The organism is Streptomyces sp. NPDC111507 (genome assembly GCF_055638955.1).
Genome location: NZ_JBVKBU010000001.1, coordinates 759,657 through 773,867 on the forward strand (window position 1 = coordinate 759,657; position 14,211 = coordinate 773,867).

Annotated in this window: 14 protein-coding genes; 8 read left to right on the top strand and 6 right to left on the bottom strand. The window is 70.3% G+C overall.

The genetic code is table 11. The features are described from left to right. Positions 1 to 128: 128 nt before the first annotated feature. Positions 129 to 590, bottom strand: coding sequence for an ATP-binding protein (locus ACZ7M2_RS03410; RefSeq protein ID WP_471593936.1), 462 nt, complete (start codon positions 588 to 590; stop codon positions 129 to 131). Positions 591 to 683: 93 nt separating this feature from the next. Here ACZ7M2_RS03410 and ACZ7M2_RS03415 point away from each other — a divergent pair, with 93 nt between their 5' ends. Beyond that, the gene (locus tag ACZ7M2_RS03415) at positions 684 to 1,532 is read left to right on the top strand and encodes a helix-turn-helix domain-containing protein (protein ID WP_471593937.1); all 849 of its coding nucleotides are present in this window, start codon (positions 684 to 686) and stop codon (positions 1,530 to 1,532) included. After that, the gene (locus ACZ7M2_RS03420) at positions 1,492 to 1,767 is read left to right on the top strand and encodes a DUF397 domain-containing protein (RefSeq protein WP_471593938.1); all 276 of its coding nucleotides are present in this window, start codon (positions 1,492 to 1,494) and stop codon (positions 1,765 to 1,767) included. Before ACZ7M2_RS03415 ends, ACZ7M2_RS03420 begins: the two co-directional genes overlap by 41 nt. Here ACZ7M2_RS03420 and ACZ7M2_RS03425 read toward each other — a convergent pair. Further along, positions 1,751 to 2,920 carry a steroid 3-ketoacyl-CoA thiolase gene (locus ACZ7M2_RS03425; protein WP_060895837.1) on the bottom strand — a complete coding sequence of 390 codons (1,170 nt, stop codon included), beginning with the start codon at positions 2,918 to 2,920 and terminating at the stop codon, positions 1,751 to 1,753. The genes ACZ7M2_RS03420 and ACZ7M2_RS03425 overlap by 17 nt on opposite strands. 292 nt (positions 2,921 to 3,212) lie before the next feature. On the opposite strand from ACZ7M2_RS03425, the gene ACZ7M2_RS03430 reads away from it, so the two are divergent. After that, complete coding sequence (locus ACZ7M2_RS03430; RefSeq protein WP_471594509.1) at positions 3,213 to 4,448, top strand: cytochrome P450; 1,236 nt, start codon at positions 3,213 to 3,215, stop codon at positions 4,446 to 4,448. A 205-nt stretch (positions 4,449 to 4,653) separates the two neighbouring features. Continuing rightward, positions 4,654 to 6,282, top strand: coding sequence for a hypothetical protein (locus ACZ7M2_RS03435; RefSeq protein WP_471593939.1), 1,629 nt, complete (start codon positions 4,654 to 4,656; stop codon positions 6,280 to 6,282). Here ACZ7M2_RS03435 and ACZ7M2_RS03440 read toward each other — a convergent pair. Beyond that, positions 6,236 to 8,287 (bottom strand): bifunctional glycosyltransferase 87/phosphatase PAP2 family protein, encoded by a 2,052-nt coding sequence (locus ACZ7M2_RS03440; protein WP_471593940.1) that lies wholly within the window; start codon positions 8,285 to 8,287, stop codon positions 6,236 to 6,238. The two genes, ACZ7M2_RS03435 and ACZ7M2_RS03440, sit on opposite strands and share 47 nt — an antisense overlap. A gap of 375 nt (positions 8,288 to 8,662) precedes the next feature. On the opposite strand from ACZ7M2_RS03440, the gene proP reads away from it, so the two are divergent. Beyond that, the gene (gene proP / locus ACZ7M2_RS03445; protein ID WP_471593941.1) at positions 8,663 to 10,042 is read left to right on the top strand and encodes a glycine betaine/L-proline transporter ProP; all 1,380 of its coding nucleotides are present in this window, start codon (positions 8,663 to 8,665) and stop codon (positions 10,040 to 10,042) included. 54 nt (positions 10,043 to 10,096) lie between these two features. Then, positions 10,097 to 10,768, top strand: a complete 672-nt coding sequence (locus tag ACZ7M2_RS03450) for an O-methyltransferase (RefSeq protein WP_471593942.1) — start codon at positions 10,097 to 10,099, stop codon at positions 10,766 to 10,768. 46 nt (positions 10,769 to 10,814) lie between these two features. Here ACZ7M2_RS03450 and ACZ7M2_RS03455 read toward each other — a convergent pair whose 3' ends face one another. Continuing rightward, positions 10,815 to 11,210, bottom strand: a complete 396-nt coding sequence (locus tag ACZ7M2_RS03455) for a hypothetical protein (protein ID WP_471593943.1) — start codon at positions 11,208 to 11,210, stop codon at positions 10,815 to 10,817. Positions 11,211 to 11,347: 137 nt separating this feature from the next. Here ACZ7M2_RS03455 and ACZ7M2_RS03460 point away from each other — a divergent pair, with 137 nt between their 5' ends. Continuing rightward, positions 11,348 to 11,752: a DnaJ family domain-containing protein gene (locus ACZ7M2_RS03460; protein ID WP_095854930.1), complete on the top strand. Its 405-nt coding sequence runs from the start codon at positions 11,348 to 11,350 to the stop codon at positions 11,750 to 11,752. Positions 11,753 to 11,858: 106 nt separating this feature from the next. On the opposite strand, the gene ACZ7M2_RS03465 is transcribed toward ACZ7M2_RS03460, so the two are convergent. Both ACZ7M2_RS03465 and ACZ7M2_RS03470 read right to left on the bottom strand, forming a co-directional pair. Further along, positions 11,859 to 12,596, bottom strand: coding sequence for a hypothetical protein (locus tag ACZ7M2_RS03465; RefSeq protein ID WP_471593944.1), 738 nt, complete (start codon positions 12,594 to 12,596; stop codon positions 11,859 to 11,861). A 306-nt stretch (positions 12,597 to 12,902) separates the two neighbouring features. Further along, a complete protein-coding gene (locus ACZ7M2_RS03470) occupies positions 12,903 to 13,571 on the bottom strand; it encodes a hypothetical protein (RefSeq protein ID WP_471593945.1) in 669 nt (222 codons plus the stop codon). Positions 13,572 to 13,713: 142 nt separating this feature from the next. Here ACZ7M2_RS03470 and ACZ7M2_RS03475 point away from each other — a divergent pair, with 142 nt between their 5' ends. After that, entirely contained in the window at positions 13,714 to 14,208 is a 495-nt protein-coding gene (locus ACZ7M2_RS03475) for a GNAT family N-acetyltransferase (RefSeq protein ID WP_471593946.1), read from the top strand. Positions 14,209 to 14,211 lie beyond the last annotated feature (3 nt).

Here is a 14,211-nt window from a genome sequence, read left to right on the forward strand (position 1 = left end):
GCTTGATCCCCTTCCTTCGGGCCGCACGAAGACCCCGGGGGCATATGCCCCGGGGTCGTGCGGCTTGGATGTGAGGCTCATCATCAGGGGACAAAAAAGGATGTTCGGGTTCCCTCGCGCGATCATCATCACCATGAGTGATTCCCCGCCCCACGGGTTTGGCCCGGCGGCCGAGCCGGTCGGCACTCGAACCAGACCGTCTTGCCGCCCCCGGGCCCCGGCCCCACACCCCACTTGTCGACCACCGCGTCGAGCAGCACGAGCCCGCGCCCACCCTCCGCCTCCGGCGACAACTCGGAGGGCACGCGGGGTGGTTGCGGGGAGCCGTCCGTGACCTCCACCCTCACTCCGGCCGCCTGCCACAGCACCAGCAACGCGCAGTGCCGGTCCGGGACATGGCGTACGACGTTGGCGACCAGCTCGGTCACGGCCAGCTCCACGGAGTCGGCCAGCTCGGCCAAGTCCCACTCGTCCAGCAGCGACCTGACGATCCGCCGGATGTGCCGGGCCGAGTGCGCGCCGACCGTGATCCGCATCCCGTACTGGGCGGGGCGGGGGCCCAGGAGGGTGGGGGGAATGTGTTCGTTCACGTTACGAGACTGACCTCGCGCGACTACGCTCGGCTACGGAACGAATACAACGGGTCCCGGAGTGGACCGAGTTGCGCGCGAGAGGGGCCGTACGTGACCCATATCAACATCCTCGACCCGGGCGCGTCCCCGCTCGACTACTACGGGTTCGAGTTGCGACGCCATCGTGAATCCGCAGGCCTGACACAGCGGCAGCTCGGCGACATCGTCAACTACACCGGTTCCCTGGTCGGCCAGATCGAGACGGCGAGGAAGCTGCCGACGCCGGAGTTCAGCGAGCGGGTGGACGCGGCGCTGGGAACGGGTGGGTTGCTTTCCCGGCTGGTCGCACTGGTGATGCGCAGTCAACTTCCGGCCTGGTTCCAACAGGTGGCGGAGTTGGAGGCGCGGGCGGTCGAGATCTGCACCTTTCATACGCACCTGGTGCACGGTCTCCTGCAGACCGAGGCGTACGCGCGTGCCGTGCTCGGCGCACTGGACCAGACCGATCTTGAGGACCGTTCCGCTGTGAGGTTGGCGCGTCAGCGCATCTTCGAGAAAGGTGAACCGCTGGTTTTTTGGGCGATCATCAGCGAAGCCGCGCTGCACCAGGAGATCGGCGACGCGGAGACCATGCGAGGGCAACTGACTCACCTGTTGTCGTTCGAGGGCAAGCCCCAAATCAACATCCAGGTCTTGCCGTTCGCGGCCGGAGCGCATGCGGGGCTGCAAGGCTCGTTCGACCTCTTCCGCTTCGCAAGCGACCCGGCCATCGTCTACACGGAGGGCTATGGAAGCGGGCATCCGACCGCCAACCCGGACACCGTCAAAGACTGCTCGCTCCGTTACGATCACCTTCAGGCCGCCGCGCTGTCCCTCAAGGAATCGGCGGAGCTGATCCGGCGAGTGATGGAGGAACGCCATGGGGAGCAACGCGGTTCCGACCAGGGTCCAGTGGCGTAAGTCCAGTTACAGCGGCGACCAGGGTGGCTCGTGCGTCGAGTGCGCACCCCTCGGCCCTCTGGCCTGGCGCAAGTCCACGTACAGCGGCGACCAGGGCGGCGACTGCATAGAGATCGCCGAAACCCTGGCCGACACCATCGCCGTACGAGACTCAAAAAACCCCACCGGACCGATCCTCACGATCGCCCCCGCCGCCTTCGCCACCTTCGTCTCGTGGGCTACAACCGCTGGATGATCGTCCCGGTGGCCAGTCCACCGCCCGCGCACATGGTGATCAGCGCGAACTCCTTGTCCCGTCGCTCCAGTTCGTGCAGGGCGGTGGTGATCAGCCGGGCACCCGTCGCTCCGACCGGGTGCCCGAGCGCGATCGCGCCGCCGTTCACGTTGACCTTCTCCAAATCCTGTTCGAAGACCTGCGCCCAGCTCAACACCACGGAAGCGAACGCCTCGTTGATCTCCACGAGGTCGATGTCCTTCAAAGACATCCCCGCCTTGCCCAGCACCGCGCGCGTCGCGTCGATCGGCCCGTCCAGATGGAAGTGCGGATCCGAACCCACCAGCGCCTGGGCCACGATCCGTGCCCTCGGGCGCAGCTTCAGCGCCCGAGCCATCCGCTTGGACGCCCAGAGGATCGCCGCCGCACCGTCCGAGATCTGCGAGGAGTTGCCCGCCGTGTGGACGGCGGTCGGCATCACCGGCTTGAGGCCCGCCAGCGCCTCCATGGACGTGTCGCGGAGCCCCTCGTCGCGGTCGACGAGGCGCCACATGCCCTGTCCGGCCCGTTGTTCGTCCTCGGTGGTCGGCACCTGGACAGCGAAGGTCTCGCGCTTGAAGCGTTCCTCCGCCCAGGCGTTCGCGGCGCGCTCCTGGGAGACGAGCCCGAGCGAGTCGACGTTCTCGCGCGTCAGGCCACGATGGCGCGCGATGCGCTCCGCGGCCTCGAACTGATTGGGCAGGTCCACGTTCCATTCGTCCGGGAACGGCTTCCCGGGGCCGTGCTTGGAGCCGGAGCCCAGCGGCACCCTCGACATCGCCTCGACGCCGCACGAGATGCCGACGTCGATGACGCCCGCCGCGACCATGTTGGCCACCATGTGAGAGGCCTGCTGCGAGGAGCCGCACTGGCAGTCGACGGTCGTCGCCGCCGTCTCGTACGGCAGGCCCATGGCGAGCCAGGCCGTACGCGCGGGGTTCATGGACTGCTCGCCGGCGTGCGTCACCGTGCCGCCGACGATCTGCTCGACGCAGTCGGCGTGGATGCCGGTGCGGCCGAGGAGTTCACGGTAGGTCTCGCCCAGGAGATAGGCGGGGTGGAGGTTGGCGAGCGCGCCACCTCGCTTACCGATGGGGGTGCGTACGGCTTCGACGATCACGGGTTCCGCGGCCATGGGGGCTCGTCCTCTCCTCAGGCCTGTCCGGCGGCCAGGCCCTGCTGACCCGCGCAGCGCGGGGCGTCCCGGCCCACCCACCGCGCAGAACTAGAACGCGTACCAGTTCTGTGTGCAGTCTGCGGATCGGAGCCCCCGTGCCGCAAGGGTCGTGCAGCGCCCGAAGTCGTGATCTGCACGAACTCCCCACGGAATTCGGGGCGCCGTACCTCTTGCGACTTGTAGAACCCGTTACTACCTTCACGGCAATTCCGGATTCCTGATGGACCGTCAGAATGGTGGGTGGTCGCCGATGCCCTGTCCCGCGCTGCCCGACGGGTTCGACTTCACCGACCCCGATCTGCTGCACCACCGTGTGCCCCTGCCGGAGTTCGCCGAACTGCGCCGGGCCGAACCCGTCCGCTGGATCCCCCAGCCGGCCGGTCTGGCCGGTTTCCAGGACGAGGGCTACTGGGCGGTGACCCGGCACGCGGACGTCAAGTACGTCTCCACGCACCCGGAGATCTACTCCTCCTACCTCAACACCGCGATCATCCGCTTCCACGAGCACATGCAGCGCGACGCGATCGACGCCCAGCGGCTGATCCTGCTCAACATGGACCCACCCGAGCACACCCGCGTCCGCCAGATCGTGCAACGCGGTTTCACGCCAAGGGCCATCCGGGCGCTGGAGGAACGGCTCCGCTCCCGTGCCCTCGCGATCGTCGAGGGCGCCCGTGCCCACTCGGGACCCTTCGACTTCGTCACCGAGGTCGCCTGCGAACTGCCCCTCCAGGCGATAGCCGAGCTGATCGGCGTCCCCCAGGACGACCGCATCAAGATCTTCGAGTGGTCCAACAAGATGATCGCGTACGACGACCCGGAGTACGCCATCACGGAGGAGGTCGGCGCCGAGTCGGCCGCCGAGCTCATCTCGTACGCCATGAACATGGCCGCCGAACGCAAGCAGTGCCCGGCCAAGGACATCGTCAGCACCCTGGTGGCGGCCGAGGACGAGGGCAACCTCGGTTCCGACGAGTTCGGCTTCTTCGTGCTGATGCTGTCGGTCGCCGGCAACGAGACCACACGTAACGCCATCACCCACGGCATGCACGCCTTCCTCACCCACCCCGAGCAGTGGGAGCTGTACAAGAGCACCCGCCCGGCGACCACGGCCGAGGAGATCGTGCGGTGGGCGACCCCGGTCGTCTCCTTCCAGCGCACCGCCACCCAGGACACCGAACTCGGCGGCAAGCAGATCAAGAAGGGCGACCGCGTCGGCATCTTCTACGCCTCCGCCAACCACGACCCCGAGGTCTTCGGGAACCCGGACACCTTCGACATCACCCGCGACCCCAACCCCCACCTCGGCTTCGGCGGCGGAGGCCCCCACTACTGCCTCGGCAAGTCCCTGGCCGTCCTCGAGATCGACCTCATCTTCAACGCGATCGCCGACGCGATGCCGAATCTCAGCCTGGTCGGCGACCCGCGCCGACTGCGCTCCGCCTGGATCAACGGCGTCAAGGAACTCCAGGTCGACGCCGGCTGACCGCACCGCACGCTCGGGCCGACGGACTCCCGGTGTCCGTCGGCCCGTCCCGCGGGAGGCAGGGGCATCCCCCCTACGCCCCGCCCCTGCCTCCCCCGAGACGAATCTCCGATGAACGTCTCCGTTCCGTTTCACGTCTTCAACGGTGGCTAGCCATCCCCCCACCTCCGAAGACAACCGACGCCTCGAACGGAACCGGTGCACCGTGGTCTCTGCCGAACTGATACCCGTCCGGCCCGACCACGCGGCCGTACGCCGAAGACGCCCGCATCACACGCTCTGGCTCCGCCACCGTCTCCCCCTCCTCGTCACCCTCCCCGTGCTGCCGCTGTACGCGGTGTGGTGGGCCTTCCTCGCGACCGGCGGTGGTGATCTCGCGGCTCAGGTGGCGTGGGCGGAGTTCGTGGCGCGGCACGGCGGATCGGCGTACAACCTCTTCTGGTACGGCGGGATGCACACCGCCAACTACAGCCTGCTCTCGCCGTATCTGATGGCGGCGCTGGGCGTGCGCCCGGTGACGGTGGTCTCCGGGCTCGCCGCCACCTGGCTGGCCGCCGTGCTGATCGCCCGCACGGGGATACGGCGGCCGGTGGGCCCGGCGCTGCTGGCGTCGCTCGCGCTGTGGTGCAACGTCGCCTCGGGGCGCACCACCTTCGCGCTGGGCGTCGCCCTCGGTCTCGCCGCCTGTGTGCTGCTGACGGGCGAGCGGCGGACGCTGCCGGCGGCGGCGTACGCGGCACTGGCGACCATGGCGAGCCCGGTCGCCGGACTGTTCCTGCTGGTGGTGGGCGCCGGACATCTCGCCGTACGGGACCGGGTGCGGGCCGGGGCGCTGCTGGTGCCGCCGGTGGTCGTCGTCGGGGCGACCACGCTGCTGTTCCCCTTCAACGGACAGCAGTTGATGTCCTTGGACCGGATCTGGCCGCCCGTGCTGTTCGGGCTGACCGTCGCCACGCTGGCCCCGCGCGGCTGGCGGGTGGCCCGCTGGTGCGGGGTCGTGTACGCGGTCGGGACCGTGCTGACGTATCTGATCGACTCCCCGGTGGGGACGAACGTCGAGCGGTTCGCGGAGCTGTTCGCGCCCGCCGCGCTCCTTGCGGCGCTGCTCACCGCGCCCGCGGGGGTGCACCTGGTGCGGCGCGTCGCGCTGGCGGTGACACTCGTGCTCTCCGTCGCCTGGGTCGGGCACAAGACCGTGGCCGACCTGGTGGTGTCCACGTCGGTGCCCGCCTGGGCCGCCGACACGCACGGCGTCGTACGGACGCTGGAGCGGCTCGGCGCCGGCCGCGGCCGTGTCGAGGTGGTCCCGGCCCGCAACCACCGCGAGGCCTCCACGCTCGCCCCGCATGTGAACCTGGCGCGCGGCTGGAACCGCCAGCTGGACATGGAGCGGGGCCGGCTCTTCTACGACGGCACGTTCTCGGAGGCGACCTATCGGGCCTGGCTGGACCGCTGGGCGGTGGGATTCGTCGTGCTGCCGGCGGGGAAGCCGGACGGGTTCGCCGAGGCGGAGGCGCGGCTGGTGAGGAGCCGGCCCGCGTGGCTGGAGCCGGTGTGGAGCGACGCCAACTGGCAGGTGCTGCGGGTGCGCGACGCCGTGCCGCTGGTGTCGGCGCCCGGCTCCGTGCTGCGCACGACGAGCGCCGAGGTGGACGTACGGGTGCCGGTGCCCGGCCCGGTGACCGTGCGGATCGCGTACTCGCCGTGGCTGCGCGCGCCGGGCGGCTGCCTGACCCGGGACGGCGAGTTCACGCGGCTGACGGTGACCGAGCCGGGTGAGTACCGGATCAGCTCGGGCTACGGCCCGTCACCGGGACCGGATCCTTCATGCTGACCTCCACGGGCTTCATCAGCGGCCTCGGCCGCGGCCCCTGGAGGAGGTGGGTCAGGCCGAAGCCCGCGCCGACGACGGCCGCGCCGCCCACCGCGTCCAGCACCCAGTGGTTGCCGGTCGCCACGATCGCGGAGACCGTGAACAGCGGGTGCAGCAGGCCGAGCGCCTTCATCCACCACTTGGGCGCCAGGACCACGATGACGACTCCGCACCACAGGGACCAGCCGAAGTGCAGCGAGGGCATCGCCGCGTACTGGTTGGTCAGCGCGGTCAGCGTGCCGTAGTCCGGCTTGGAGAAGTCCTGCACGCCGTGCACGGTGTCGATGACGCCGAGGCCCGGCATCAGGCGCGGCGGGGCGAGCGGGAAGAGCCAGAAGCCGAGGAGCGCTATCAGGGTGGCGAAGCCGAGCGCCGAGCGCGCCCAGCGGTAGTCGCCGGGGCGGCGGGCGTAGAGCACGCCGAGGACGGTGAGCGGGACGACGAAGTGGAACGACTCGTAATAGAAGTCGAAGAAGTCCCGCAGCCACTCGACCTTGAACACGGCGTGGTTGACCCAGTGCTCGATGTCGATGTGCAGGAACCGCTCGATGGAGAGGACCTGGTCGCCGTGGTGTTCGGCGGTGGTCCGGCCGCCCGCGTTGGTGCCGCCCGTCGCGGCGAGCCTGACCTGCTGGTAGGCGGAGTAGCCGACGCGGATCAGGAGCAGTTCGAGCAGCAGGTTCGGGCGGGTGAACACGCGGCCCAGGAAGGGGAGCAGCGGCACCCGCTTCCAGCGCGTGGGGACGGAGTGGGCGTAGTCGGTGGGGATCGGCGCCCGGTAGTACTCCGAGGTGCGGGAGAGGAACGGCACGATCGTGGCGGCGGCGAGCGCGGCGAGCAGCACCACGTTGTCGCGCAGCGGGAAGAGCTCCGCCACGTTCGGCAGCATCATCTTCGCGGGCAGCGTCATGACAAGGATGACGGCGACGGGCCACATGGCGCGGTCCGAGGTCTTCTTGCCGACCCTGCCGACCAGCGCGAGCAGCACCCACAGCAGCTGGTGCTGCCAGGACGTGGGCGAGACGACGACGGCGACACAGCCGGTGACCGCCACGGCCAGCAGCAGCTGCCCGTCCCGTGCGTAGCGGATGGCGCGGCGCAGGCCGAGGGCGGCGACCGCGGCGCCCAGCAGCAGGAACAGGGTGATCTCCAGCGGGCCGTTGAGGCCGAGCCGCAGCAGCGCGCCGTGCAGCGACTGGTTGGAGAGGGCGTCGGCGTCCCCGCCGAGGCCGACGCCCGCCAGGTGGTGCACCCAGTAGGTGGTGGAGTCGTGCGGCATCCAGGCCCAGGCGAGCGCGCCGAGGCCGGCGAAGGTGATCGCGGTGGACTCGACGGCGCGGCGGCGGCCGGTGAACCAGAGCAGCGGCGCGAAGAGCAGCATGGTGGGCTGGAGGGCGGCGGCGATGCCGATCAGCAGGCCGCCGGCGCGCTCGCCCCGGACGGCGAAGCAGCCCAGCAGGACGAGCAGCACCGGGATGATGCTGGTCTGGCCGAGGTAGAGGGCGTTGCGCACCGGCAGCGACAGCATCAGCAGGCTGATCGCGACGGGCGCGGCGAGCAGGGCGGTGCGCCGGCTCACCGGCTGGGGCAGGGCGCGTGCGACGACCAGGCCGAGCACGACGACCAGCGAGAGACTGCCGAAGGTCCAGCCCCAGCCGAGCGCCTGTTCGGCGGCGCGGGTGAGGGGTTTGAGGACGAGTCCTCCGAAGGGGGTGCCGGTGAACTGCGTCGAGTCGTACAGCGATCCCTTCACATGCAGGACGCCGTTGGGTCCGACCCAGGTCTCCAGGTCCGTCAGCCGTTGCCCTTTCGGGGTGCTCAGCACGACGGTGACCTGCCGTATCGCCAGGACCGCGGCGATCAGCCACAGCCCTATCCGGATCGCGCGCAGTCTCGCTCTCGCCGATTCCGCCGCCCCCGCCCCGAAGGCATTGCCCGCTGTCCCGCCGTGCTCAACGTTCGCCACGCCCCGCCGACCCTCCCACCCCGTTTGTCCCGTTCGTCCCGCGTGCCCCGTGCGTCCGGACCCGGCCCGGACCATACGAGGCTCGCACGCCCCGATGGAGAGACGCAGGCAACCCCCTCTTCACCTGACGGCCTCCCACCTTTTGTCCGGATGACGATAGTGCGCACCTGGTTCCGGTTCCCCCCTCCGTTCGCGACTTAGCTCACAAAGGGGCCCCGGAAAAACGGCGCGCGACCAGGCCGACACCCCTGCGTACGGCACATTTACTTGCAGTATGCATCGAGTTGCCTACGGCACGTGATGCGGAGGAGTGCCCCTATGGTCGTTTTTCGGCCCACTTCCGGGTGAGCCACGTCCCCGTCCCCTACGAAGGGCATGCCCTTGCCGTCCGCCACAGCAGTCGCCCCCGCCGTGCCCCGACCCCGGACCCCCGCGCCGCCCGAGGCCTACGTCACCGATCCGGCCCTGGTCAGGCGGGCCGTCAAGGCAGCGGCCCTCGGCAACGCGATGGAGTGGTTCGACTTCGGCGTCTACAGCTACATCGCGGTGACGCTGGGCAAGGTCTTCTTCCCCTCCGGCAACCCCACCGCGCAGTTGCTGTCCACCTTCGGCGCCTTCGCCGCGGCCTTCCTGGTCCGCCCGCTCGGCGGCATGGTCTTCGGCCCGCTCGGCGACCGCGTCGGCCGCCAGAAGGTCCTCGCCCTCACCATGATCATGATGGCGGCGGGCACCTTCGCGATCGGCCTGATCCCGTCGTACGCCACGATCGGCGTCGGCGCTCCCCTGCTGCTGCTCGCGGCCCGGCTCGTCCAGGGCTTCTCCACCGGCGGCGAGTACGCGGGCGCCTCCACCTTCATCGCCGAGTACGCGCCCGACAAGAAGCGTGGCTTCTTCGGGAGCTGGCTGGAGTTCGGCACCCTCGCCGGATACATCGGCGGCGCCGGCCTGGTCACCCTCATGACCGCCTTCCTGTCCACCGAGGACCTGCTGTCCTGGGGCTGGCGTGTGCCGTTCCTGATCGCGGGCCCGATGGGGATCATCGGCCTGTATCTGCGGATGCGCCTGGAGGAGACCCCGGCGTTCGCGGCGGAGCTGGCGAAGGCCTCGAAGAAGGAGGCGGACCGCCCCAAGGTGCGGCTGCGCGAGATGGTCGCGGGCCAGTGGCGCGCGCTACTGCTCTGCGTCGGCCTGGTGCTGGTCTTCAACGTCACCGACTACATGCTGCTGTCGTACATGCCGAGCTACCTGACGAGCGAGCTGAAGTACGACGAGACGCACGGCCTGCTGGTCGTCCTCGGCGTGATGGCGCTGATGATGATCGTCCAGCCCTTCGCGGGCGCGCTGACCGACCGGATCGGCCGCCGCCCGGTGATCGCCGCGGGCTGCGTCGGCTTCCTCGCCCTGTCCGTCCCGGCACTCCTGCTGATCCGCCAGGGCAGTCTGCTCGCGGTCGCGCTCGGCATGGGCGCACTGGGCCTGCTGCTGGTCTGCTTCACCTCCGCGATGCCCGCCGCACTCCCGGCGCTCTTCCCGACGAAGGTCCGCTACGGCTCGCTGTCCATCGGCTTCAACGTCTCCGTCTCGCTCTTCGGCGGTACGACCCCGCTGGTGACCACGGCGCTCATCGGGGCGACCGGGAACATGATGATGCCCGCCTACTACATGATGGCCGCGGCCGTCGTCGGTGGCGTGGCCGTGTGGTTCATGACCGAGTCCGCGGGTCGCCCGCTGCCGGGCTCCGCACCCGCCGTGTAGGTTGGGCGTGGGACTAGTTAGGACATCTAACTAGGCATACGAAAGGCATGGTTCATGAGCGAGTCGCAGCTCTGGAACGAAGTCGACGACTACTTCGCCACCCTCCTCGCCCCCGCCGACGAGGCCCTGACGGCGGCCCTGCGCGACAGCGACGCCGCGGGGCTGCCGCAGATCGCCGTCGCGCCGAACCAGGGCAAGCTGCTCCAGCTGCTCGCCGAGATCCAGGGCGCCCGCCGCATCCTGGAGATCGGCACCCTCGGCGGCTACAGCACCATCTGGCTGGGCCGCGCGCTCCCGGCCGACGGCCGGCTGATCACCTTCGAGTACGACGCCACGCACGCCGAGGTCGCCCGCCGCAACCTCGCCCGCGCGGGCCTCGACAAGATCGCCGAGGTGCGGGTCGGACCCGCGCTGGAGTCGCTGCCGAAGCTGGCCGAGGAGAATCCGGAGCCATTCGACTTCGTGTTCATCGACGCCGACAAGGTGAACAACCCGCACTACGTCGAGTGGGCCCTCAAGCTCACCCGCCCCGGCAGCCTGATCGTCGTCGACAACGTCGTGCGCGGCGGGCGGGTCACCAAGGCGGGCAGCGCCGAACCGAGCGTGCGGGGCACCCGGGCCGCCCTCGAACTGATCGCCGCCCACCCGAAGTTGAGCGGTACGGCGATCCAGACGGTGGGCAGCAAGGGGTACGACGGGTTCGCGCTGGCGCGCGTGCTGGCCTGACACCCGCTTCACCCTCCGGGGCGCTCAGGCTCGCGCTCCGGGGAGCTCAGGCCTCGTGATAGAAACCCACGTTCACGCTGTTCGGTCCTGTGCGGTCGAGGATGACGATCTCCCCCGAACCGCCCGCGGGGAGCTTCGCCGTCCCACCGTACGAGACGGCCTGGGTCGGCAGTCCGGCCAGTGTCAGCCGTACCTCGGCGGAGGGCTCCGGGCGTGACCCGTGCAGCCAGGTGACCTGCCAGGTACCGTCCGGGCCGCACAGGAACTCCAGGTGGACGCGGGAGACGAACAGCCAGTCGTCGGGGGTCGCGAGCCGGCACACGGCCCGGTCCCGGCCCACCCGCAGCACGGCTCCGGGGTCGCTCGGCGCGTCGGCCATCAGCATTCCGGCCGTCGCACCAGCGTCCGCCCCGGTGACCGAGGCCATGGTGAGTTCGAGCACGTGCGCTCCTTCGAGTTCCAGCGTTCATCCGGTCCGCGGCGCTTCAACCCTCCTGGTACCGAGTGTGGTTGACGCGCCGCCGCCGCATGATAGATCTCCCGATCGTCCGATCGTGTGTCGTACGGCACAATGGACGCATGACCGAACGGAAGCCACCCGGGGTCAGCTTCGAGACCTGGGTCGACCGACAGATCCGTGAGGCGGAGGCCCGCGGTGAGTTCGCGGACCTGCCCGGTGCGGGCAAGCCCATGCCCGCCGTGACCGACACTCCGTACGACGAACTGTGGTGGATCAAGCGGAAGATGGCCCGCGAGGGGCTGTCGGTGCTGCCGCCGACGCTGGCCCTGCGCAAGGAGGCCGAGGACGCGCTCGCGGCGGCCTCGGTGGCGCCCTCGGAGCGCGTCGTGCGCCGGATCGTCGAGGACATCAACGCCAAGATCCGCGAGGTCATGTTCAAGCCGCCGCCGGGACCTCCCCTCGGCCTCAAGCCGTACGACGTGGACGAGATCGTCCGGGAGTGGCGCGAGCGCCGGGCCGGATGACCCCGTCAACGGGTGAGGCCGCGCCCCGGAACATGGTCCGGGGCGCGGCCTCACGGTGGTACTCGACGGTTCGGCCTCCTGACCGGTGCAGGAGGCGCTCGGTCTCCTACAGGTGCAGGAGTCGCTCGGTCACCTCGCGGTAGTCGCGCAGGGCGAGCCGCAGCTTCTCGGTGTCGGCCGTGTCGCTCTCACCGGCCGCCTGCCAGGTCGTCCGCAGGCTGCGGCGGCGCCGGGTCATGGCGTCCGTGAACTCGGTGGTCAGCTCCTCCAGGACGTGGTCCGCCTCCTCGACGGACGCCCGCGGGCCGTCCACGAACCCACCGACGGCGTGCTGCATCCGCAACGCGTACTTGTCGCACTCGTCGTGCGGCAGCAACGCCCCGTCGCCGTCCCCCTGCGGACCGGTACCGCGCCGCTCCGCGGGGGTGGGCCCGCTCTGCCCGGCAGCCGATTCCTGCCGCCCGGCACGAGTGCGTTCCTCCCGCGCACCACCACGGGCGGACTCCGCTTCTTCGGCACGCATGGATTTCCGCTGGGCTTCCTGCTGCCCGGCCCGCATGTCGGCGTCCCGTCCGGCGCGGGTGTCGCGGTCGTCGACGGGCATGCCCCGCATGTCGTCGGCCGTCGAACGGGACGGGTCCGCGCTCTCGCGGGACCCCGTACCGCCGGGGGCCTCGCCGGGGTCGCCGACGGCCGGGTCGGCGGGGGTGCCGGGTCCGGCCGGCGGAGCGACCTGGGCGTCCTGGGCGTGCCGGTGGATGAGGGGGTCGACGTCGCCGCGACCCGTCATCGCCTCACGATGCGGAGTGCTCTCATTGCCGTTGTCCGAAGTCATCTTCTTCACCGGACCCCTTCGAGGACGTCCCGGCTTTCAGGCCGGGGAGGAATCGGACACGTGTGCAGCATGGCAGGGAAAGCCGGTTCGCCTCCAGGGCGGACCGGCGTGCTGTTAGCGTGAGACGCAGACGATGCGTCGCGAGAGCCAAGCACGCAGAGTGTCCTTGAAGTTGTGTGACCTTGCAGCAGATGAGCTGCCCGGGCTGGTTTCAACCCGGCTGGTGTTGATCGTGGAAGACCTGACGGACCGCCGGTCCGAGGGGCAGCGTGAGCCAGGAATCACCTCCGTTCGCGGAGGTGAGGATTCAATTCCTCAACTCCCCTTCGCATGACGCCTGGTCAGTACCGACGGAACATGGGTTCGGTGGGAGCGCCCGTCCGGGACGGATGCCGCGGCAGGGGCGGCGTCGGCGGTGTCCTGGCGGGCGTCCTCGCGCACCGGGGCCAGCAGCTCCTCGAAGAGGCCGCGGGCCTCCACCATGGACGAGCGGAGCTCCTCCGTGCTGCCGCCGGTGCCCGCGGTGCGGGCGTACGTGGCCTGGTGGACGCGCCGGTAGCCGTGCAGATGGTGTCCGTGGTGGACGGAGAGCGCGTCGAGCTGCTCCTCGTAGCGCTCGCCGTCGGGGAAGCCGCGTGCGCCGGCCAGCTCGGCGACCAGCCGGTCCGCCTCGGCCACCGCGTCCTGGGGCGAGTCGACGAAGCGTTCTTGAACAGCGCCCCAGCGGGCCGCGTACGCGTCGCGGGCCGCGGGCTCCAGCGGCCGTTCACGCAGCGAGCCGTGTCGCTTCACCCGCTCGGCGAGGTCACGCTCGGCGGCCCTGGCGTCGCCGTCGTGCTGGGCGACGGCCCGGTCGTACTCGGGCCCGAAGCGCCGCCGCAGAGTGCGCCCGCCCTGCGGCCTGCGGGCCAAGAGGATCAGCACGGCAGCGACGACGGCGGCCGCCACGATCACGATCAAAGCGATGATGAGGCCTGTGGACATGGGTGCCTTCCGGGGTTCTCGACCCGACGGGCCGGTTCGAGGACCGGGTTGCCCGGAACCCCGCACTCAAACGAACCCCTCACCGACGCCCCGCCGAAATCCGCTTGCGAACAGGGGGCCGCGCCTCCCGACAATGACCGCCATGACCTGGACCATCGCCCCCGAGCCCTTCGACTCGTCCGTCGCCGCCGCGCTGTGGCGCGCTTACTACACGGAGGTCAGCGACCGCTGGTACCTGCTGCACGAGGGGCGTCCGACCGACCCCGAGGAACTGGAGCGGGAGATCGCGGCGACCCCGGGGTCGGAGTTCCGGGCGCCCGGCGGGGTGCTGCTGGTCGCGCGGTACGGCGGCGACCCCGGCGGCATGGCCGGGGTGCGGATGCTCGACGCCACGACGGGTGAGCTGAAGCGCGTGTTCGTGCGCGAGCGGTTGCGCGGAAGAGGTGGTGCGGCGCTGCTGCTCACGGCGGCCGAGGAGGCGGCGCGCGGCCTCGGCGCCGAGCGGCTGATCCTCGACACCCGGGGCGACCTGGTGGAGGCACGCGCCCTGTACGCGCGGCACGGCTACGAGGAGACCGAGCCGCACAACGACGAGACCTACGCCGACCACTGGTTCACGAAGAAGCTGACGTCCTGAAGT